The 20,328-nt window shown below is 37.8% G+C and carries 21 protein-coding genes; 9 read left to right on the top strand and 12 right to left on the bottom strand.

From position 1 onward, the window contains the following. Positions 1 to 28 precede the first annotated feature (28 nt). The 4 genes from R2Q70_RS12075 (at position 29) to R2Q70_RS12060 (ending at position 3,207) form a co-directional block, all read left to right on the top strand. The gene (locus tag R2Q70_RS12075; protein WP_316807832.1) at positions 29 to 1,006 is read left to right on the top strand and encodes a Gfo/Idh/MocA family oxidoreductase; all 978 of its coding nucleotides are present in this window, start codon (positions 29 to 31) and stop codon (positions 1,004 to 1,006) included. A 111-nt stretch (positions 1,007 to 1,117) separates the two neighbouring features. Beyond that, entirely contained in the window at positions 1,118 to 1,468 is a 351-nt protein-coding gene (locus R2Q70_RS12070; RefSeq protein ID WP_316807831.1) for a hypothetical protein, read from the top strand. Between the two features lie 513 nt (positions 1,469 to 1,981). Continuing rightward, on the top strand, positions 1,982 to 2,491 hold the full coding sequence (locus R2Q70_RS12065) for a PPC domain-containing DNA-binding protein (RefSeq protein WP_316807830.1): 510 nt from the start codon (positions 1,982 to 1,984) through the stop codon (positions 2,489 to 2,491). 68 nt (positions 2,492 to 2,559) lie between these two features. Then, a complete protein-coding gene (locus R2Q70_RS12060; RefSeq protein WP_316807829.1) occupies positions 2,560 to 3,207 on the top strand; it encodes a phosphatase PAP2 family protein in 648 nt (215 codons plus the stop codon). Here R2Q70_RS12060 and R2Q70_RS12055 read toward each other — a convergent pair. Then, on the bottom strand, positions 3,204 to 3,812 hold the full coding sequence (locus R2Q70_RS12055) for a Crp/Fnr family transcriptional regulator (protein ID WP_316807828.1): 609 nt from the start codon (positions 3,810 to 3,812) through the stop codon (positions 3,204 to 3,206). The genes R2Q70_RS12060 and R2Q70_RS12055 overlap by 4 nt on opposite strands. Positions 3,813 to 4,016: 204 nt before the next feature. Between R2Q70_RS12055 and R2Q70_RS12050 the strand changes: the two genes are divergently transcribed. Further along, positions 4,017 to 4,679 carry an HAD family phosphatase gene (locus R2Q70_RS12050; protein WP_316808055.1) on the top strand — a complete coding sequence of 221 codons (663 nt, stop codon included), beginning with the start codon at positions 4,017 to 4,019 and terminating at the stop codon, positions 4,677 to 4,679. Between the two features lie 50 nt (positions 4,680 to 4,729). Here R2Q70_RS12050 and R2Q70_RS12045 read toward each other — a convergent pair whose 3' ends face one another. Continuing rightward, the gene (locus R2Q70_RS12045) at positions 4,730 to 5,902 is read right to left on the bottom strand and encodes an aldose epimerase family protein (RefSeq protein WP_410478380.1); all 1,173 of its coding nucleotides are present in this window, start codon (positions 5,900 to 5,902) and stop codon (positions 4,730 to 4,732) included. A 221-nt stretch (positions 5,903 to 6,123) separates the two neighbouring features. Here R2Q70_RS12045 and mgrA point away from each other — a divergent pair, with 221 nt between their 5' ends. Beyond that, positions 6,124 to 7,113, top strand: a complete 990-nt coding sequence (gene mgrA / locus R2Q70_RS12040) for an L-glyceraldehyde 3-phosphate reductase (RefSeq protein WP_316807826.1) — start codon at positions 6,124 to 6,126, stop codon at positions 7,111 to 7,113. A gap of 32 nt (positions 7,114 to 7,145) precedes the next feature. Here the strand turns inward: mgrA and R2Q70_RS12035 are convergent, their stop codons facing one another. The 6 genes from R2Q70_RS12035 to R2Q70_RS12010 form a co-directional block, all read right to left on the bottom strand. Further along, positions 7,146 to 8,336, bottom strand: a complete 1,191-nt coding sequence (locus R2Q70_RS12035; RefSeq protein WP_316807825.1) for a DUF3095 domain-containing protein — start codon at positions 8,334 to 8,336, stop codon at positions 7,146 to 7,148. Positions 8,337 to 8,439: 103 nt separating this feature from the next. Continuing rightward, complete coding sequence (locus tag R2Q70_RS12030) at positions 8,440 to 8,634, bottom strand: hypothetical protein (protein WP_316807824.1); 195 nt, start codon at positions 8,632 to 8,634, stop codon at positions 8,440 to 8,442. Positions 8,635 to 8,737: 103 nt separating this feature from the next. Beyond that, the gene (locus R2Q70_RS12025) at positions 8,738 to 9,058 is read right to left on the bottom strand and encodes a hypothetical protein (protein ID WP_316807823.1); all 321 of its coding nucleotides are present in this window, start codon (positions 9,056 to 9,058) and stop codon (positions 8,738 to 8,740) included. A gap of 177 nt (positions 9,059 to 9,235) precedes the next feature. Continuing rightward, positions 9,236 to 9,532: a Dabb family protein gene (locus R2Q70_RS12020; RefSeq protein WP_010602555.1), complete on the bottom strand. Its 297-nt coding sequence runs from the start codon at positions 9,530 to 9,532 to the stop codon at positions 9,236 to 9,238. A 49-nt stretch (positions 9,533 to 9,581) separates the two neighbouring features. Further along, the gene (ligD, locus tag R2Q70_RS12015; protein ID WP_316807822.1) at positions 9,582 to 12,281 is read right to left on the bottom strand and encodes a DNA ligase D; all 2,700 of its coding nucleotides are present in this window, start codon (positions 12,279 to 12,281) and stop codon (positions 9,582 to 9,584) included. A gap of 10 nt (positions 12,282 to 12,291) precedes the next feature. Continuing rightward, positions 12,292 to 12,465, bottom strand: a complete 174-nt coding sequence (locus tag R2Q70_RS12010) for a DUF3606 domain-containing protein (RefSeq protein ID WP_316807821.1) — start codon at positions 12,463 to 12,465, stop codon at positions 12,292 to 12,294. Positions 12,466 to 13,111: 646 nt separating this feature from the next. Between R2Q70_RS12010 and R2Q70_RS12005 the strand changes: the two genes are divergently transcribed. Further along, positions 13,112 to 13,333: a DUF3606 domain-containing protein gene (locus R2Q70_RS12005; protein WP_316807820.1), complete on the top strand. Its 222-nt coding sequence runs from the start codon at positions 13,112 to 13,114 to the stop codon at positions 13,331 to 13,333. Between the two features lie 8 nt (positions 13,334 to 13,341). Continuing rightward, positions 13,342 to 13,542, top strand: coding sequence for a hypothetical protein (locus R2Q70_RS12000; RefSeq protein WP_316807819.1), 201 nt, complete (start codon positions 13,342 to 13,344; stop codon positions 13,540 to 13,542). A 40-nt stretch (positions 13,543 to 13,582) separates the two neighbouring features. Here R2Q70_RS12000 and glgX read toward each other — a convergent pair whose 3' ends face one another. The 3 genes from glgX to R2Q70_RS11985 all read right to left on the bottom strand — a co-directional run bounded on the left by glgX (position 13,583) and on the right by R2Q70_RS11985 (position 17,453). After that, positions 13,583 to 15,709 (bottom strand): glycogen debranching protein GlgX, encoded by a 2,127-nt coding sequence (gene glgX, locus R2Q70_RS11995; protein ID WP_316807818.1) that lies wholly within the window; start codon positions 15,707 to 15,709, stop codon positions 13,583 to 13,585. Positions 15,710 to 15,836: 127 nt separating this feature from the next. Next, positions 15,837 to 16,967 carry a serine hydrolase domain-containing protein gene (locus R2Q70_RS11990; RefSeq protein WP_316807817.1) on the bottom strand — a complete coding sequence of 377 codons (1,131 nt, stop codon included), beginning with the start codon at positions 16,965 to 16,967 and terminating at the stop codon, positions 15,837 to 15,839. 39 nt (positions 16,968 to 17,006) lie between these two features. Then, entirely contained in the window at positions 17,007 to 17,453 is a 447-nt protein-coding gene (locus tag R2Q70_RS11985) for a VOC family protein (RefSeq protein ID WP_316807816.1), read from the bottom strand. Between the two features lie 170 nt (positions 17,454 to 17,623). Between R2Q70_RS11985 and R2Q70_RS11980 the strand changes: the two genes are divergently transcribed. Beyond that, positions 17,624 to 18,595, top strand: a complete 972-nt coding sequence (locus R2Q70_RS11980) for a hypothetical protein (RefSeq protein ID WP_316807815.1) — start codon at positions 17,624 to 17,626, stop codon at positions 18,593 to 18,595. Here R2Q70_RS11980 and R2Q70_RS11975 read toward each other — a convergent pair. After that, a complete protein-coding gene (locus tag R2Q70_RS11975; RefSeq protein ID WP_316807814.1) occupies positions 18,592 to 20,319 on the bottom strand; it encodes a serine protease in 1,728 nt (575 codons plus the stop codon). The genes R2Q70_RS11980 and R2Q70_RS11975 overlap by 4 nt on opposite strands. Positions 20,320 to 20,328 lie beyond the last annotated feature (9 nt).

The raw sequence follows: 20,328 nt of genomic DNA, 5'->3' as shown, positions 1-20,328 counted from the left end.
GTTAACTTCGGGTTTAGATAAAATGTTGATGAATACAATTAAATGGGGAATTATTGGTTGCGGCGATGTGACCGAAGTGAAGAGTGGCCCTGCGTTTAGCAAAGTTCCAAACTCATCGTTGGTAGCCGTGATGAGGAGAGATGCTGTAAAGGCAGAAGATTACGCTAAACGCCACAATGTACCAAAATGGTATGATGATGCCACTGCATTAATTAACGATCCTGAAGTCAATGCCATTTACATTGCCACACCGCCACTGCAACATGAAGAATATACCTTGCAATCGCTGGCCGCAGGCAAACCTGTTTACGTAGAAAAACCCATGGCATTAAATAGCGATGCCGCGGAAAGAATGGCTGGTGCAGCTGAAAAATATGGTGTAAAATTGTGTGTAGCACATTACCGCAGAGAACAGCCGCTTTTTCTAAAAATAAAAAAACTACTGGAAGAAAAGGTCATTGGCGATATCCGCTTTGTAGATTTAAAAATGCTGCAAAGCAAAAAGGCTGATGTAATTGCAAAATCAGAACACAACTGGAGGTTAGATCCTGCCATTGCCGGAGGCGGTTTATTTCACGACCTGGCACCACATCAACTGGATTTAATGCTTTATTTTTTCGGCAACCCCGTTAAATCGCATGGAGTATCGCTAAACCAGGCCACAGCAGAAGGTGTTGATGATTTGGTGACCGGGCACATTTTATTTGAAAGCGGTGTTATTTTTAATGGAACCTGGTGCTTCACTGTTGCTGAAGGCGAAACAAAAGACAGCTGCGAAATATATGGATCAAAAGGTAAAATCAGCTTCCCGATGTTTGGTCATCAAATCAAAATCATTACCAATGGACGGGAAGAAATTATTGATTTCGCACCTTTACAGCATGTGGAGCAACCCATGATTGAAAAAGTTGTTTCTTATTTTCTTGGTCAGTCAGCAAATCCATGTAGCGGAAATGAAGCGGTTAAAACCATGAATTTATTAGATCGTTTTACAGAAAAAGATTAAAGCGGCTGGTTTGGTATTTACAATAATACATTGTTTCTAAGAAAATCATTTTACTTTTTGCAATGCTAAATAAATGTTTATCCGTTTGTTAAGCAAATATCCCTTATCGCTATGAAAAAGTTATCTCTCATCCTATCCTTAAGCTTTGCCTCATTTATGGTGAAAGCCCAAACCTTAATTTTGGCTAAAGATGCTGCCCAGTATATTGGTAAACCAGTTAGCGTTTGCGATTCGGTATACAGCACCAAAGCTTTGGATAAATTAAGCTTAATAAATCTCGGAGGTGCCTACCCAAAAGAACTCTTAACCATTGTAATCAACAAGGAAGATCAGGCTAAGTTTACTGCTGAACCATCAAGTATGTATTTGGGAAATAATATCTGTGTAACGGGTGTAGTGACTGAATTTAAAGGCAAACGCCAAATTGTAGTTACTGATCCTAAACAAATTGTTGTAAAATAATCTTGCTTTTCGCCGGGTATCCAGGTATCGCTTTCCTGCCAATCTTCAGCTGTAACAAACTGAATGAACATTATTACAATCGCTTGTTCTTGTAGCTTAAACCCACATTCAAATAAAATCCTGGTAACCAGTTTGCTATTGCTTCGGATCATAAGAGGCCAAATTGATCAGGATTGATGAACGAAAAGATAAATCAACCTGATTGCCTCCTCGTTTAAAGGAGGACAATTTTGGTTGGAGCGTTAAACTGGAAATATGATCTAAATGTTTTCGAATCGACTGAGAAGCCTTTTCGGTTGGCAAATAATTTATTTACCAACCATAAAAGCATAGATATCCTTATTATCTGATGTGAAGATGGTAAATCGATTTAATTTCTCCTAACAGATTATACATAAAGCCTTTTTTCCGTGATGGAATATGAATTTTCCGTTATGAATTTTCCTGATAAGCCCACCCATGAAACCTTTCTTTTGTTTGAGATGTTACCAACACATACAATAACCTATTCAGATGAAAAAAACGGTTTACTTTTTACTTTTATCACTAACAATTTTAAGTTTTAGCTCGAAAGCGCAAAGCACCAATGCCGAAACAGCCAAACGGTACATTAAAACACCTACTGGTTTTTTCATGGTGCTGCGACAGGGAGATGATGTATTAGCCCAGTTGGAAAACATTGCTATGATCGAGAAAATTCCGAGTGCAAGCTACTCCGGAATGGGTTTTGTAAACGCAAAGTTTGGCTTTTTTAATTTCAAAACCAAAGAGTACGAACCAAAGGAATTTGATAACGTAGAATTGGCGAGCATGAATGGCTCGATTGCATGGCAAAATGGAAAAGCTTCTCTCCACACACACGGAACGGTAACAGGTAAAAATTTCAAAGCCTATGGTGGTCATTTATTGGCAGCTACTGTTGGTACGGGTTCAGTTGAAATTACTATTACTGTTCATCAACAAAAATTAGAACGTATTAAGGAAGAGCCATTGGGTGCCAATGTTTTAAATTTAGGTAATTAATATTTTGCAGAAATCATCATCAGCAATGCTTAGAAAATGATAGTTTTGAGAAATTCATTTTATCATCAATGCACATCAAACGCAACACCCTAATCATCATACTTACGCTCCTCATTATTGCTTTTACCTCATTGAGCATTTTTATAGCTGAACATCCAATACTCCCGTTTGATATCAGAGCTTCTTTGTTTGTTCAGCAATACCAGGCAGATTGGCTGGATAAACTAATGCTGGCCATTAGTTTCTTTGGAGAATTACCTTGGTCGTTGTTATCGGTTTTGGTAGTCGCAGCTATTTTTTACTGGCAGAAATTTAAGCGTGAAGGCTTATTCATGGCCTCGATATTGCTTTCCGGTTTGATTATTCTGGGGATAAAAAACATGATCAATCGTCCGCGTCCGACAACTTTTTATGTGCGCTTAGTAGAGGTAAACCGGTTTCAAAGCTATCCAAGCGGCCACGTATTGTCTTATGTGCTTTTCTTTGGCTTCCTTATCATTTTGATGGATCGTTTAGACACCATTCCAAAAACAACCAGAAACATTGTTACTTACGTGTCTGCGTTTTTGATGATATCTATTGCACCTTCAAGAATTTATTTGGGTGCGCATTGGTTCACAGATACTTTAGGTGGTTTCCTTTTAGGGTTAATATGCCTCTTCCCGCTGTGTTATTTCTATTTTAAAACAGATTCACCACGAAATGAAAACAACTAGGCCGCAGACCCCAGTTTTTCTTTTTTTCTGATTCTGCTTAAGGTTTCTATCCGCATTCCGAGATAAGTTGCTAAAAACTTGATGGGAACCCGATTTTTCAAAGTCGGATTTCCGGCCCTAAATTGGTTGTATCTTGCTTCTGCTGATGGTATTCTAGATAAAATTCCACGTTCCTGAGATAGGTGGAAGTGAAATGCCAGTAGCTTTCGGGCAAGAATGTTCATTTCCGGATACTTAACATACAGATCATCGATAAACGAGTAACGCAATACAAGTAATTCTGAATCTTCGAGTGCCTGAAATTTTTCTTCATAGATTGGCTTTAGCGTATTTGGATTACGCACATGGCCAACAATATGGTTTTCATCAGTAATTAAAGTGGTAATATCTTTACCTTCATCAATAATAAATCCCCTGAACAACCCTTTTAAGATGATGAATACGCAATCTCCCTCATCACTATTTGCGCAACTGATCACCTCATTCTTTTTCACAAATACATGATAAGTTTCTTTCCGGGCAATAGAAACTATCTTTTTCGATAATGGGTAAAGACTGTTTAAAAACTGAATAAGGTGCTCACCATCATCTTTTACTGAACTCATAAATACAAAATTTATATTTGGAATAACTACACGCAATGTATTACTTGTCAGTAAATTTTCCAAATAAAAAAGACTGATTAAATGAGTTTTTGTAAAGCTTAGAAATACCCCTGCTAAGATATATTGTAATATTTGCAGATTGATTTTAAACATTAAAATAATTTAACATGATCCTTGATAAATTCTGATAATTTTGCGGCTATGATGAATAAAAAACCTAAAGCATTTCTCTTCGATTTAAATGGCACAATGATTAATGACATGGAATTTCATAATCATGCATGGCACTCCATATTAACTAAAGATTTGGGTGCAAGCATTAGTTTCGAAGCTGTAAAAAAGGAAATGTATGGCAAAAATCAGGATTTGCTGGAACGCGTTTTTGGTGTTGGCCATTTCTCACAAGAACAAATTGATCAGATCTCTATCGAAAAAGAACACCGTTATCAATCGGCCTACAAAAAACACTTAACGTTGATTCCAGGTTTGGCCGAATTTTTAAACGAGGCAAAAGCATCGGGCATTTTAATGGCAATTGGTTCTGCGGCCATACCTGTTAACATTAATTTTGTGCTCGATAATTTGAATGTGCGTTCCTATTTTTCGGCTATTGTAAGTGCTGAAGATGTTGAAAACAGCAAACCCGATCCGGAAACTTTTACTAAGGGAGCCAACATTTTAGGCGTTCATTTTGATGACTGTGTGGTTTTCGAAGATGCACCAAAAGGTGTAAAAGCGGCGCAAAACGCAGGTATGAGATGTGTTGTGTTAACTACCATGCACACCGCTGAGGAATTTTCTGCATACAATAATATCGTCGCATTTGTTAAAGATTATAACGATCCTATCTTAAAAAATCTTTTTTAAAGATCAGGGCTACAAATGCGACCCCGATCTTTAAGGTAGAAATAACGCGATTAGTTCGAAAACTTATAAATCGAACTTGTTTTATAAACCTGCCCTGGCTTTAACACCGTTGATGGGAAAGCTGGCTGATTTGGCGAATCAGGGAAGTGCTGTGTTTCCATGCAAAATGCCGTCCTAAAATTATCTTTAGTTCCGCCTTTGAAAGTGTTTTTGCTTTGCATAAAGTTACCGCTATAAAATTGAAGACCGGGTTCTTGTGTATACACATCCATCACAATACCGGTTTTATCGCCTTTAACACTTGCCGCCTGATACATTCCCATGCCTTTTGTTTTGTTTAAAACATAGTTATGGTCATATCCTTTTCCGAAGGTTAGTTGTTCATTTTTATCTTTAATACGGGCGCCTATCGTTTTTGTAGTCGTGAAATCGAAAGGTGTATTTTTAACTTTTTCAATTTTACCGGTAGGGATAAGTGTAGAATCAACTGGCGTATATTCATCAGCAAATATTTTAACCGAATGATTAAGCACATCACCACTTCCCTCTCCGTTCAGATTAAAAAATGCATGATTAGTTAAATTCAGAACGGTCGTTTTATCGGTAGTTGCCTGATAATCCATTTTTAGTTCATTATCATCTGTTAAAGTGTAAGTAACCGAAACCTTTAAATTTCCAGGGAAATTTTCTTCACCATCTTTTGATAAGTAATCAAATTGTATGCTGTGATCATTAAGTTGTTTAACATCCCAAACCACTCCTTGATAGCCTTTTTTGCCGCCGTGTAAAGTATTCTGACCATTATTTGTAAACAGTTGGTATTGCTTACCATCTAGCGTAAACTTTCCTTTAGCAATACGATTTCCGAAACGTCCAATTGTTGCTCCAAAGTAAGGCTCTGCTGAAATTTCATAATCGCCCACACTTTTAAAACCTACTACCACATCGATCAATTTTTTATCTTGATCAGGCACTAATAAACTTACCAACCTGCCGCCATAATTGGTAAAAACAGCCTGAGCATGATGTTTATTTTTTAGGGTGTAAAGGTTTGTCTTTTTGCCATCAATCTCTTTTTGAAAAGAATCAGCTACTAATTTAACGTTGGCGAGTGAATCAACTGATGACGTGTTTTCGGCTTTCGATTTTCCATTATCGGATTGGCAGGAAGCAAATCCAATGCTGGCAATGGCACAAAGGCTTGCTAAAGATTTTATTTTCATCATTTTTAATATTGGGTTAGATTGCCGGCACTTAACCGACCAATTAAAAGTTATCAATACAAATAAAACGATTTACAATTAAATTGCAGCAAATAACTGATGTATTTATTATGTGATAAACCTCAACTCAAAACCAACAAAAAAATTGATCTTATTAGCATTTGAACAATAAATTATCAGATTGAAAAGAAACTTACTAATTTGCCCTTAATCAAATAAATATGAACAAAAATATATCAGCAAGCCGCTACGACAACATGTTGTATAATCGCTGTGGAAACAGTGGATTAAAACTTCCAGCCATATCATTGGGTTTGTGGCATAATTTCGGGCATGTAAATGTGTTCGAAAATAGCAAAAACCTTATTTATACCGCTTTTAATAATGGCATTACACATTTTGATTTGGCAAACAATTATGGTCCGCCTCCCGGCTCAGCCGAAGAAGTGTTTGGCAAAATTTTACGCGAAGATTTTAGGGGCTATCGCGATGAAATGATCATTTCGAGCAAAGCTGGTTATACCATGTGGGATGGTCCATATGGCGACTGGGGATCAAAAAAATATTTGATTTCGAGCCTTGATCAAAGTTTGCAACGGATGAAACTCGACTACGTCGATATTTTTTATCATCACCGTCCCGATCCGGAGACACCGTTAGAAGAAACAATGGGCGCTTTAAGTTTATTGGTGCAACAAGGGAAAGCGCTGTATGTTGGCATTTCAAATTATCAGGCGGAAGAAGCCGCAAGGGCCATCGAAATTTTAAAAGCCAATGGAACACCATGTTTAATTCATCAACCTAAATATTCGATGTTTGAGCGATGGGTTGAAAACGGCCTGCTGGATGTATTACAACAAAATGGAGTTGGCTGTATTCCTTTTTCTCCGCTTGCGCAGGGATTATTGACTGATAAATACTTAGGTGGCATTCCGGCTGATTCGAGGGTTGCAACCAGTGGTGTATTCTTGAAGGAGAGCAGCATCACTCCCGAAAAAATTGATGTGATTTCTAAGTTAAATGAGATTGCAAAATCTCGTGGGCAAAAATTATCGCACATGGCATTGGCATGGATACTAAAAGATAAACGCATTACTACTGTACTTATTGGCGCCAGCAAGCCTGAGCAGATTACAGATTCAATTAAAGCTTTGGACAACACGCACTTTAGTGCTGAAGAAATTAAGCTGATTGATGAAATTTTGAAATAAGATTTTGAGCAATAAGGCCTGGGATTTGTAATCTAAGCCTTATTGCTTGTTCCGGTTGTGAAAGTTTGTTGACCGCTAAAAATTTTCTCCTTTAAAACTGCAGCAGCCGCAGTGTAACCGCCTTCTGCCCCATCAACGAAATGAATGTGATCATCCTCCAAATCACGAACATAACATGACATTACCGATTCGCCGCTTACATAAATGCCATATAAAATCTCATGATTACGCTCCATCTCATCTAAACTTTTTTGAAGCTGTAAACGCTGAAGACCTGTTCCTGTAATTACAGTATTTATTCTTCCATCAATCACGAGTGTATCTGACATTTCTACCAACTGGTTGAGGTATTTTTTACCACGCTCAGTTCTGAAATAAATGTAGCCATAAGCATTAATAAACCAGGTTTTTATCAGTTCAAGCCATTTAATTTTGCCCAGGCGGTGTCGCATCTCCCTACCCAAATGATTGAAACTTGTCCTGAATATTAGTTTTGGAATGGAAATCGGCTGGCGTTTTTCAGGAGTACCATAAGTCTGATCTATCTGTGCAATTACTTTGCTAAATACTTCGGCTTGCTTATTACAATCCTGTGCAACAGCAATCAGTGTAACCACCTCTTCACTATTTTCCGGTGGCTGAATTTTATCCCACCGGCATTGCATGCCACTTAAATCTAATTCTTCGTTTTCTTCATCATGATCGGCAAAAAGATAATTCTCTCCTTTGATGATTTTTTCAGCGTAATCAAGTCCATCTCCCAAAATGATGGGAATGGAAAATTGCTTTGAGATACTAAAACGGCTAATTTTTAAATGATGTCCATGTTGGTAAATTTCGCTTACAGGAACGATTCCCGCTCTCAAATCAAGATTGAAATTCTGCAAACTGTTTCTACGATAAACCGTTAATGCTTTCATTGCCTGGTCTACAATGGCAGGCGGAACGATAAATGTTGCCCCATCGCCTCCGAAAAAAAATGGAACAGACAAATTTGCCTTGAACGCAATATTTAATACCGTAACAATACTTCCGGTGGCAATAAGATTTACATTTTGGTGAAGGCCAGACTTTACTGCAGTAGTTGAATTTTTAATATCGGTTATAATAACATACCAATCATCGGGAACCTTTAGAAACAGTTCTTTACTTAGTAATAACTGATGCAACGGTATTCTATTTACCGGTAGATTAGCAAAAAAATGAGCTTGACTGGTAGACATATTAAACCCTTAGTATAATTAATATACGAAATTGATTCCAAAGGGTTTTAATAAATGATGTTTTTCCAATATGGAAATATCACGCTATCTAATCCTAAGAAAATTAAACAATAAACATAATGGTTTTGCTTTTATTCAGATAGAAATAATAATAAGATTGCTTGTGGCGGCTAACCTTTTCAATATTCAAAACCTTTCCTGATTTGCCAAATTCATCAGCGATAAAATCTCCGATCCTAATACTGTCAAGCTGGCGGCTATCAACAGCTGCTCTTTTAATAAGTTTTAACTTGTTCATGATTGCGTTATTTGCAATCATTTACGACGTAAAATTGGCCGCAGATTTTACGATTAATTAATTACTAATTTTTGAGTAGTGCAGATACTACAAAATACTTAATTTATGCATGAACAAGTTCATACACCCGTTTCATGTACAAAGCCTCATCTATAGTTTTAAAAAAATCAGACCATTCATTACGTGTAAAAACCAAACTGATATCGGGAAATGGCGTAGAAAGAATCACAACTTCCTTCCCATCTGGTCTGTTTTCCAGATAATCATCAAATTCCAGCTTTTTCGTAGCCAGGTAAAAAGCATCAAATTGCTGAAAGGAAAAATTCATTAACACTCCCGCTCGCCAGATATTTAAAACCTTACAATTATTGCATTGCGCAATGGTAACATTTTGATTTTGAGCCAATACAGTTGTTTTACACATAAACCCTTTGTTAAATTTACACTAATGATATTTACAAATATCATATTATTTAGAATTATTCCAAATAATATTTTTCAATATGTTAAGGTTTCATTTTACCTGGGAGTTGTTTGCTTTTTAAAGCAGTAAAGGCTTAAACCAAACAAAGGCCAGATAAATCTGGCCTTTGTTTGGTTATTAATTTGCATCGTAAATAATTACCTTTTCAAAGTAAATCCTGAATTCATCGAGAAATGCTTTGTGTAAAGGATGCACCTGGTAAACATCGTGTGCAGCCAAATCTTCAAAGAACAAAATTAAGCTAAAAGTATAGGTTGTATCAACCACTGCCCTTTCAATTGGCGCAGGTATTCCGATATGGAAATTTTTAACAACTTCAATTTGTTCAAGGGTTTGCAGGCTTTTACGGAAAGCAGCTTTTTGTTCATCGGTGGTATCGGCTTTAAGCCAGAATAAAACGTGGTGGGCTATCATCTTTATTTTTTTTCCAAAGATAATGAAAGACCTAATAGTTCATCCACATTTAGCCAAAAACACTTTTCGCTTTGCTGATTGCTTTTTTTAAATCTATGCCCTTACCTAAAACCCCTTTAAAAAGATCGCCTTCAACTTTTAACCGGTTAATGGCATTAAAAATATTAAAATCTATCATTTTTAACCCGGGTTTTACCTCATCCCAGTGTAAGGGCATGGATACTGTTGCCCCAATTTTTGGCCTTAAAGAGTATGGTCCGGCAATGGTTGCGCCCGGCCTGTTTTGTAAAAAATCGAGGTACATTTTACCTTTTCTGGCAGAAATCATTCTTTCAAGCGACGTGTATTCAGGTATTTGCTCATGAACCAGATTCACCACAATTTTAGCGAACATCTGACTTTGTTCATAACTGTATTTTGCGTTTAATGGAATGTAAATATGCATTCCCGTTGATCCCGATGTTTTGCAAAAACTAGGTACCTCAATGGCATCGAGCACCTTTTTGGTTTCGAGTGCAGCTTCCACTACCTGATCAAAGGTATGTTTGTCAGGATCCAGATCAATGACACAATAATCCGGATTATCAGGGCTTTGCACCCTGCTAAACCAGGGGTTCATTTCTATGCAGCCCAAACCTGCCATCCATAGTAATGAAGCTTCATCGGTACCAACCAGATATTCCTTTTTTTCACCCTCACCATTTTCATAAGGGAAAGTTTTTGCCCAATCTGGCGCTTTTCCTTTTACATCCTTTTGATAAAAGCTTGGTCCGTGAATGCCGCCGGGAAAACGGTTTAGCGATTGCGGCCGGTCTTTTAGATAAGGAAGTATATATTCGGCCACCTGATAATAATAGTTAAACATATCACGCTTTGTAACTTTATCTTCTGGCCAGTAAACCTTACTCAGGTTGGTAAATTTGAGCTCGTGCCCTTTAATTTTCCGAACCTGTGTTTCGTCTTTCGGGTTTAATAATGTTTTCTTGCCTTTTTCAGCAGGTGGTTTAATCGCCTTGGTATGTTTATCGTCAGTCTTGGTTACTTTATCTACCACGGCCTCTGTTGCGATCTCCTTTTCTCTTTTCACATCTTTAGCCTTTTTATCATCACGCATCCCTTGAAATGAAGGGTGGCGGAATACACCATCATCGGTAACTTCGGTAAATGCTACTTCGCAAACCAGTTCTGGTTTTAGCCATGTGGCTTTCGCCTTCGGCGGATTGGGTCTAAATCTTGAAGGTTTATTAACATCAGGCAGCTCATCAAAAGGGCTTTTATCAATCACCAAAGGCTCAAATTGTTTTACCATTTCTTTCTGCATTTTGTCAGAAAAACCCGTTCCAACTTTACCAACATACTGTAGTTTGCCTTTCTCATACACGCCCAATAACAGTGAGCTGAAAGATTTTGAGGTATCTTCATTTTTGGTGTAGCCCGCAATTACCACTTCCTGCCGCTTGTGCACTTTAATTTTCAACCATTCTTTTGATCGGCGATCTGTAGCATAGGTACTGTTAATTTTCTTGGCAATAATTCCTTCGAGCCCCATCTTTTCGGCAGCTGCAAAAAAATCAATACCACTGGCGTTGAATACCTTTCCCAACCGAACACGATCATCATCGGTAGGAAGAATGCTGTTCAAAATTGCCTGACGCTGCACAAGTGGAAGATCCATCAGGTTTTTACCTTCATACCAAAGCAAATCAAAAACATAAAACACCAGCTCTCCATCTGCTTCGCTGCGCCAATTTTGTAAAGCGCCAAAGTTAGAAATGCCTTTCTCGTTTAAAACAAGAATTTCACCATCGAGTACAGCATTAATTTTCCATTCCTTTATCAGGTCATAGATTGGATAAAATTTCTCGTTGAAAGATTTATTGTTTCGTGAAAGTAGGTCTATCTTTTGCTTATTGATGAAAGCCAGGGCCCGATAACCATCCCATTTTACCTCATACTGCCATTCATCATCATCAAAAGGCTCGTTAACCAAAGTAGCGGGCATGGGCTTTATGTTTTTTGGAATAGTAGATTTTGGCGCTTTTTTAAGGATTTCCTTCGGATCAATTTCAGTCTCCCCACCTACTTCACTAACTCCCTTTTCTTTACTTTTTACCGGACTTTTTTTTTCAGGCTTTATTTTTTTGGCCTTCCCATCCTCCCACACTTTCTCAGAAGTTTTGGCCATCGCTGCAATGGTTTTACCCGAGAGAACAGATTTTTCTTCTTTGGTGATATCTTTTAGAGAAGCGTAATCATCTTTATGTTTAATTAATAACCATCCATTTTCTCCCATTCCGTGGGTTTTCACCAAGGCAAATTCTCCGTTCAGTTTCTCACCATGGAGTTTAATTTTTAGTGAACCATCTTTCAGTTGTTTGAGTAAATGCTTTTCCTGGGCGGCTTTACCTTTAATGTCTTCAATTGGTTCATAGGTTCCTTCGTCCCAAACAATTACGGTACCACCTCCGTATTCTCCCTCCGGGATAATTCCCTCAAAATTGCGGTAGTCGAAAGGATGATCTTCCACCATCATCGCCAGGCGTTTGGTTTTCGGATCTGTAGACGGACCTTTTGGAACAGCCCAACTTTTCAAAACCCCTTCCATTTCAAGTCTGAAATCATAATGTAAACGAGATGCATCGTGTTTTTGTATCACGAACATCAACTTAGTTTTACTCTTGCTTCTTCCGGCTTTCGGCTCAGAAGTTTTAGAGAAATCGCGTTTAGAAGCATATTTTTCCAGACCCATAAATCAGCTATTACTTTTTTAAAAATTCTTCAACTTCAGCAACAGACGTGCCTACCGTTTGCACAGCAGCTTTTAGTTTATCTTTGCTTACGCCAAATTTGTTTGCCCAATAATCTACCTCATAACTTTCATTGATGTTGATTTTACTCCGATCAGCACCGCCAGTTTTTGTTTTATCATCCATAATATGATTTGATTAGATATTCGTTAAACAGCTTAAAAACAAAAAAGGTTTTGATAACTATAGGTACATCAAAACCTGTAAATGAGGGTATAAGCCATTGTTAAGCGGTAAACGTTATTACATCTTTTTTTTAAGAATTTATATCCTAGGTGTGTGGACAGTTACAGCCTCCTGAGCAACACAAAAAACAATACAGGGAGCAGGCCATTTTCAGCTAAGCGATTTCCTTGATGTCTAAACAAACAATAGCTGATAAGCCAACAGCGGTACAATCATTAAATTTTAATGAGTAGGGTTATGAAGAACTTAGGATAATTATTTTTCTGTACGTAATAATTTTATTACAAAAAATTGCACCTCTTAAGAGTTTCTGGGGAAATGCATTTAAAAATAATGCTTACTCAACTTCTATTCAATATTGATAATGCACTCAAGGTCAGTAAATTAAATTTTAAAATCACAAATTAAGACCTATCAAAATCAAATAGGTCTCTAAGGCGAACTTTAAGCCTAACAGTAAAATATTTATCTACGATTGGTTGAATATTTAGATGGAAATTAACTTTTGATAAAAATTATTAAAAATATCAAAACCAAATGATTTGAATAAGTGTTTTTATCTTATTTGTAACCAAAATATAAACCGATGGAATACCAAAACATTTCGACAACAGCAAGAAAAGAGGTAGTTGAGATTGCCGACGAACAGGATCGCAATTACTGGGCAACACGATTGGGAGTAAGCAGTGAAAAGTTGAAATCTGCAATAAAGGCAGTTCAAAGCATGGAATTTTCCAAATTGAAGGATTATATCAGTATGGAAAGAATTAAATCTGCCAGTACTTACCAGCGTTTTGCAAATCAATAATTATTTATATGAGCAATGAAATTGTGAACGAAGAGAATAAATTAAATGCTGAGCATACAATCATAGACTGTGCGCATTTAATAGACATACCTGCATCTGAAAATACTTTTTCACATAAAATTAAAGGTAGTGTGATCAGTAACCCAAAGGCAACCATTAAAATATTATCCGTTATTTACCCGAAGAATGGGTTAGCCAATTTACTTTAATTGATTCAAAAAGCTCGGTTTTAAAACACACGAGCTTTTTTTATTCCTCAGATTTTAAGACCAGCACCGACCTTCCTGCCACGCTAATATCCTGGGCGGCTTCATAAACCTCTAGTTCATTTTTTGATATCTCTCCACTAGCTGTATCTAAAATTTTCCGCCATCTTTTACTATAATCCGATTTCGGAAGTTTATAGGCCAATGCTTCGTAATGCGCATTGAAAATGATAAAAAAGTGGTTATCTAAGATATCTTCTCCCATGGGCCCTTTGCTCTGTATCCCTTCACCATGGAAATAAATTCCGATGGACCGGGCAAAGTCTTTCTCCCAGTTATGACCTTTCATTGGATTGCCATCGGGTGTGAACCAGGCAATATCCTTTACGCCATCGCCAACGTCCAAACCATTAAACCATTTTCTACGCCTTAAGCTAGGATGGTTTAAACGCAAGCGAATTAACTCTTTTGTAAAGTGCAATAGAGCGTGGTCTGCATTTTCCCAGTCAATCCACGAGAGTTCATTATCCTGACAGTAGGTATTGTTATTTCCATGTTGTGTTTTACCAATTTCATCGCCCGAAACCAGCATTGGAATACCCTGAGACAGAAACAGCGTAGCCAGGAAATTTCTTTTTTGCTGCATTCTTAAACTGACAATTTCTTTATTATCGGTTTCTCCTTCTATACCACAATTCCATGATTTGTTATGATCTTCGCCATCATTGTTGTCATCCAGATTGGCTTCGTTATGCTTATGGTTATAGGAAACTAAATCATGAAGGCTAAAACCATCATGTGCGGTAATGAAATTAATACTTGCTGTTGGCCGTCGGTAATCGCCCTCATACAAATCCGGACTTCCCAAAAAGCGTTGCGCAAATTCGCCGAGCATATTCGGATTTCCACGCCAGTAATCACGCATTACATCGCGGTACATCCCATTCCATTCAGCCCAATCTGGCGGAAACTTGCCTACCTGGTAACCGCCTTCCCCAACATCCCAGGGTTCGGCAATTAACTTCACCTGCGATATTACCGGATCCTGATGGATGATATCAAAAAAAGCGCTTAACCGGTTAACCTCATGTAACTCTCGGGCCAAGGTTGAAGCTAAATCGAACCGGAATCCATCAACATGCATTTCTAAAATCCAGTATCGCAAACTATCCATGATAAAACGGAGCACATTGGGCAGCCTCGAATTTAGCGTATTTCCGGTACCGGTATAATCCGTATAATAACGCTTGTTCTCTTCTAAACGGTAATAAGAACTGTTATCGATGCCTTTGAAAGATAATGTTGGACCAAGCTGGTTACCTTCGCCAGTATGGTTGTATACCACATCCAGAATCACTTCGATGCCGGCTTTATGCAAAGCCTTAACCATATCTTTAAATTCCCGCACTTGTTCTCCACGAATATCAGATGAGGCATAGCGGGAATCGGGTGCAAAAAAGCCAATGGTATTATAGCCCCAATAGTTAGTTAGCCCTTTTTCTTCCAGGTGATGATCTGAAATGAACTGGTGAACCGGCATCAGTTCTACTGCAGTAACGCCTAAAGTCTTTAAGTAATCTATAGCAACAGGATGCGCTAAACCTGCATAAGTACCTCGGATATTTTCAGGAATGTCGGGATGAGTTTTGGTAAACCCTTTAACATGCATCTCATAAATAACTGTCTGATTGTAATTAATTTTCGGATGCTCATCGTGTTCCCAATCATAAGCAGGATCTATCACTACTGATTTCGGAATAAAAGCAGCATTATCTGCCTCATTAAAACTTAAATCAAGCTCATCTGAGCCTAATTGATAGCCAAAAAGTGCTTCGTTCCACCTAATGTTTCCGGCAATTGCCTTTGCATAGGGATCCAATAAAACCTTATTTCCATTAAAGCGATGGCCATGGTTTGGACGGTAAGGCCCATAAACACGATAGCCATATAATTGTCCGGGCTTTATTTCGGGAATGTAGGCATGCCAGATTTGATGCGACCTTTCCTGAATATTAATTCTGATGGTTTCAGTTTCTGCATGTTCATGATCAAACAAACATAAATCTACAGCGGTAGCATTTTCTGCATATAAGGCAAAATTAACGCCTGCTCCATCCCATGTGGCTCCCAACGGATATGCTTCTCCAGGAAATTGTAAATATTCAGGCATTCTATAAGGGTTGAACGTGAGTTTAATCGTTATTTCCGTGTTGCCTTATAAATCATTTAGCGGTGCAAAAGTTTTAAAAAAGAAAAAATGAATGCTTTTCAAGAGAAAACCACCTGTTTAAAAATCATTACTTCCCGATGAAATCCTGATATAAGCTATTAATCGCTGCCCTGCTGAAATCGGGGAAATCATCTGTATAGGTAGCATTTATGCCGTTGGTAATAATAACTATCCCAAATTTTTCTTTTGGATTAAAAAACATGGTGCTGTACAGGCCATAAGCAGAGCCAGTGTGACCTTTTAGCGCTACGCCTGGTATCAAGGTGTTCGAACTCCTAATGGCTAAACCATATCCTTCGTCATCTGTTAGGGCAGTTTGCATTAATCTGGCACTTTTTTTCGAGATGATCCTCACGCCATTTGATGCACCAAAATTCATGTGCATGATCATATATTTGGCCAAATCAGTAGCTGAAATTTTCATTCCACCTGTTGGAGAAAAAATTGGTGTACTGTAACCCATTACATAATTTTGAATTTCGGTTCTTCGTGGCGCATAGGCCATAGTAGCAAGTGCAAATGTTTTATCCGTAGCATTATATTCATAAAGTTTGGCGAACCTCGTGCTATCAAGCGAATCTACACAATAGCCCCCGTAAAGCCCCAAAGGCTTTAGCACATGGTTTTTTACATAGTTATCAAACCTTTCACCCGATTTTTTTTCGATGATGGTACCAATAATGTTAAAATTTAAATTGCAGTAATTAAATTTTGTTCCGGGTGCATAGTTATTATAACATTTTGCCCAATTGGGGTTTTTATCCGGATTAATCAGGTCGAGGTTAAGGTAACCTTGAGAATCATTTAAACTGGAAGTATGGGAAAGTGCCATCTTCAACGTAATTTTTTGATCTGGAAACTTTGGATTTCGGATTTTGAACCCAATTAAATCTCCAAAATCATCATCTAAAGATATTTTACCTGCCTCTACCAATTGCATAATCGAAGTTGCAGAAAACGACTTTGAAATAGATGCAATCCTAAAAATATCCTGATTAGATAATTCAGTTTTATTTTCTAAATCTTTTAAACCAAATGAATGTGTGTAAACGATTTTTCCTTTTTTAACTACTGCAACCGAGGCACCTACGGCATTGTACTTTTGCATGATAGCTTTAAAATCAGTTTCAGCTTTTTCATTCTGTGCAAAAACATTTGAGCCTATAAGCAATAATGCGATGAGTATATTTTTTTTCATAATGGGATAATTAATAAATACAAGCTTGAACTGTTGTTACTATTTTGCATCATTTACTTCCAGCCAGTGTCCATCAGGATCTCTGAAATAAATTTGCTTCACGCCATCAACACGCAAATTTATTGCGCCTACTTTTCCAGCCCAGTCTTCAAACGGAACATTTCTGCTTTGCAGAAGCTTAATAAACTCATCAATAGAAGAAACGCTAAAACATAAATGATCGTTCCGATCGAAAGTTTGATTGGTTTTTGCACCCTCTATTAAATGAAGTGCACCCGCTTTACCTATGTTAAACCAGGTATGTTTCCCATCCTTAAATGGCTCAGGGATAATTTTCAGACTAAAAACATTTTGATAAAATGAGGTCGATTTACTTAAATCGCTAACGTATACAGCGATGTGATTTAATACAGCAGGGCTTTGTGCCATAGATTTTTGAAGAATGAATATGGAGAACAAAAAGGTAACAATAACTATTTTTTTCATCTTTAAATATCATCAAATATGTTTAACAAGCAGCAAAACCAGAAGATTTATTCTGCAACAAAGTTATAACGCAACCTAAAACAAGAAACACTGAAATTAATTCAATTTACTAACTATTAAGTATTTACAATCAAATCGAAAATCATTATTTTTATTAAAAACCAAATCTTATGGGAGTCTTTACCACCAGCAACAATCAGCTTTTTAACCAGGCCGAATGGGAAAGCGCAGTAACAACTGAAGAGAACACCAAAAGTATTTTCGAAAATGCCGGAACTGACATTGCTGACCCGACGCAATTCATCTTGCTACAGCTTGCAGATGGAGATAAGCGGGTATTAAATACCAGTGAAGTTGCGCCAAGTTTAACCGGAACCTCAGAACGACCTGACATTAATATGCTGCTTGATTTTGAAGGATTCAAAATTGGCAGCAACGAAGATATTGATCGGGATACGAAAGCGACCTTACAGCTCCAAATTGGTCAGGAACAGAAAATTGGTGCATTAGAGAAACTTTTCTATTGTATTAATGGTGGGCTTGATTTATACAATGAGATAAAAAGTGCCAAATCTCAATCAAAAGATTTTAAAAAAAGTACGGAACAGGCTTTAGGGAACAAACCCATTTCTTTACCTGGTGGCATTGGGCAAATTTCATTAAAAGTGGTAAAACATGAAAAACCACGCTGGTGGAACCAAGTATTTTCTTTTGCAAAAACCGATGCGGCAAAAGAACTTTTTTCCTTAATTGGATTTCCAGGTATCACAGAAACAGCGGTAAACTGCATTAGCGGCATGTTAGATAATTTATTTGACCGGGCGCCCGAAGTACTTTTTCAAAGCCAGCCCGTTAAGCTTGGTTTTACACAAGCTGCCAAAACTGAGCTAGGCGGTGGCTTGAACACCAATTTTGTGAGCTGCCTGAATCCCGGATTTTGGTTAATGGTTAGAAAATCTGATTACAACACCATTATCAATGCCAAGCCGATTTATTATGGTGGATATGGCATTTTAGCGCCAGATGGAATGAATGAAATCGATGCTGTAAGAGATGCGCCTAATAACCTATTTTCTCAAATCACTTACGCAGTAATTCGGGCGAGGATGAAAGAAGTAGATTTAAAACAAGGTTTATTTTAATTATTTGGCTGATCGGCCCTGGTTTCTAAAAATTTTGAAAATGCTCTTTTGATGGATTCTATCCAAATCCCTTCATTGGCCTCATATTCTCCCGGTTTGTTATTTAAACAACGCATTTCAGAACTTCCAGCATGATGTAATCCAATTAAATCCCATTGTTGGTTAAATACCGGACTGCCCGAACTTCCCCCTTCGGTGGGTGTGCGATAATGAATTTTGGGATCTTCATGATCGAGCAGAATATTATCTTGAAAAGAAAGTTGCAACGTACCTCCGAAAGGGTGACCTATGATATAAATTCTTTGCGAATCACTCTCAGGATCGATCACTGGTAAATATTGCGAAACAGGGTAAATTTCTACTTTTCGGGTGAGTTTTTTCAGGCGTTGCTGTTCTGCCGGGCTAAAACGCAAAATACTTACATCTAATGCGGTGCTCGGCGACGACCAGATAATCTCAAGTGGCTTAAATTCTTTATCCCGGTCTAAAGCTTCGAAAATCACAACAGCCTCTTCAGGGCGAAGTGCCTTCTCTGCCGGATCATTGCTGATGACATGAGCGTTTGTGAGCAATACCAACTCATCGCCCAAAGACTCATGTAAGGCTTTCCCCTTTAACAAAAAGCCTGTACCGAAACCCTTCGAACTGTCGCGTCCTAACCTCGCCACTGCCAAACACCGGTCTGATCCTTTTGCGTACCACCTATATGTTCTGAATGAATCTTCGCCGAAAACCTTCTCTAGGTGAATGTTAGATTTGCTGCTTTGCGTATTCTTTTTAAACTCCTTATACTTTTGAAGAATATTTTTAGCTTCATTTTTTTGGTTCATCAAATTGGCGGCATCAATGATCATGCTTCCACCCTCTTTTTCTACAAATTTCGAACGCAAAAGTGGCAGTAAAAGTAATCCGGCTTCCGAATCGAGTGTTAAACGCCATACCTGTTCCAATTGCCTTAATGAGCTGCCCAACTGAAATGAGGTAACGTAAGGCATACGAACATATCCGCTCATCCATTCCAGCGCATCCTGAGGTTTATTTAATGCAATACAAGCTTCGGCAGCAGTAGAAAAATCCCAGGCATTGGCATTTTGGCTGTCGTATTGCGCTTCTATGATCGTTAAAATATCTTCTGCCAATGCATGTTCATCTGGAAAACCAGCAAAGTTTAATCCATCTGCCTTTGCACGGGTAAGTAAGCTTACCACATTTATGGCATGGTACGTATTCTCATTCGGATTAACAAGATAGCCATCGTAGTAATACTGGATTGCTGTTTTAAGGAAATTTTGATTTTGCAGTTTTTTAGGATTATCGGCATTAACGTAAACCTGTTTGTAAACACGGCCCAGTAATCCTTTACATTCCAGGTTAATGCTTTGATTACTTCCGATGGCGTAATCCTGCGTTTCAAACTCAAGGTCTTTTAAAATGCTAATGGCCGAAATCAGGTTATTCTGATCAATCAAAGCCTGCGCATATTGCGATTTGATTCTGTTCGATGACCGCTCTGTTTGAATCAGTGCATTGCCAACGTGTTGCAAAAGGGCAAACAAACGGTTATCTCTTAATTCCTGGATAATCTTTTCTAAATCTGCAATATCAAAAACATCGTCGGTTTTATACAAAACCATCACTAAATCATTACAGATTTTATCCACTGCTTTTAAATCGTAGGTTTTTAAAGCTTTTTTTATCTGAACATAATACGCCGCAGGCTCCATAATTTTAAG

It is taken from the genome of Pedobacter agri, from assembly GCF_032678665.1.
Classification (GTDB): Bacteria; Bacteroidota; Bacteroidia; order Sphingobacteriales; family Sphingobacteriaceae; genus Pedobacter; species Pedobacter agri_A.
The sequence above is the reverse complement of the archived record's forward strand: the minus strand, read 5'-3'. Positions and strand labels throughout refer to the sequence as shown.

Bases quoted from the DNA above. Each gene is read 5' to 3' on its own strand.
- R2Q70_RS12075 (WP_316807832.1), top strand. From the start codon at position 29: ATGAATACAATTAAATGGGGAATTATTGGTTGCGGCGATGTGACCGAA.
- R2Q70_RS12070 (WP_316807831.1), top strand. From the start codon at position 1,118: ATGAAAAAGTTATCTCTCATCCTATCCTTAAGCTTTGCCTCATTTATG.
- R2Q70_RS12065 (WP_316807830.1), top strand. From the start codon at position 1,982: ATGAAAAAAACGGTTTACTTTTTACTTTTATCACTAACAATTTTAAGT.
- R2Q70_RS12060 (WP_316807829.1), top strand. From the start codon at position 2,560: ATGCACATCAAACGCAACACCCTAATCATCATACTTACGCTCCTCATT.
- R2Q70_RS12055 (WP_316807828.1), bottom strand. From the start codon at position 3,812: ATGAGTTCAGTAAAAGATGATGGTGAGCACCTTATTCAGTTTTTAAAC.
- R2Q70_RS12050 (WP_316808055.1), top strand. From the start codon at position 4,017: ATGAATAAAAAACCTAAAGCATTTCTCTTCGATTTAAATGGCACAATG.
- R2Q70_RS12045 (WP_410478380.1), bottom strand. From the start codon at position 5,902: ATGAAAATAAAATCTTTAGCAAGCCTTTGTGCCATTGCCAGCATTGGA.
- mgrA (WP_316807826.1), top strand. From the start codon at position 6,124: ATGAACAAAAATATATCAGCAAGCCGCTACGACAACATGTTGTATAAT.
- R2Q70_RS12035 (WP_316807825.1), bottom strand. From the start codon at position 8,336: ATGTCTACCAGTCAAGCTCATTTTTTTGCTAATCTACCGGTAAATAGA.
- R2Q70_RS12030 (WP_316807824.1), bottom strand. From the start codon at position 8,634: ATGAACAAGTTAAAACTTATTAAAAGAGCAGCTGTTGATAGCCGCCAG.
- R2Q70_RS12025 (WP_316807823.1), bottom strand. From the start codon at position 9,058: ATGTGTAAAACAACTGTATTGGCTCAAAATCAAAATGTTACCATTGCG.
- R2Q70_RS12020 (WP_010602555.1), bottom strand. From the start codon at position 9,532: ATGATAGCCCACCACGTTTTATTCTGGCTTAAAGCCGATACCACCGAT.
- ligD (WP_316807822.1), bottom strand. From the start codon at position 12,281: ATGGGTCTGGAAAAATATGCTTCTAAACGCGATTTCTCTAAAACTTCT.
- R2Q70_RS12010 (WP_316807821.1), bottom strand. From the start codon at position 12,465: ATGGATGATAAAACAAAAACTGGCGGTGCTGATCGGAGTAAAATCAAC.
- R2Q70_RS12005 (WP_316807820.1), top strand. From the start codon at position 13,112: ATGGAATACCAAAACATTTCGACAACAGCAAGAAAAGAGGTAGTTGAG.
- R2Q70_RS12000 (WP_316807819.1), top strand. From the start codon at position 13,342: ATGAGCAATGAAATTGTGAACGAAGAGAATAAATTAAATGCTGAGCAT.
- glgX (WP_316807818.1), bottom strand. From the start codon at position 15,709: ATGCCTGAATATTTACAATTTCCTGGAGAAGCATATCCGTTGGGAGCC.
- R2Q70_RS11990 (WP_316807817.1), bottom strand. From the start codon at position 16,967: ATGAAAAAAAATATACTCATCGCATTATTGCTTATAGGCTCAAATGTT.
- R2Q70_RS11985 (WP_316807816.1), bottom strand. From the start codon at position 17,453: ATGAAAAAAATAGTTATTGTTACCTTTTTGTTCTCCATATTCATTCTT.
- R2Q70_RS11980 (WP_316807815.1), top strand. From the start codon at position 17,624: ATGGGAGTCTTTACCACCAGCAACAATCAGCTTTTTAACCAGGCCGAA.
- R2Q70_RS11975 (WP_316807814.1), bottom strand. From the start codon at position 20,319: ATGGAGCCTGCGGCGTATTATGTTCAGATAAAAAAAGCTTTAAAAACC.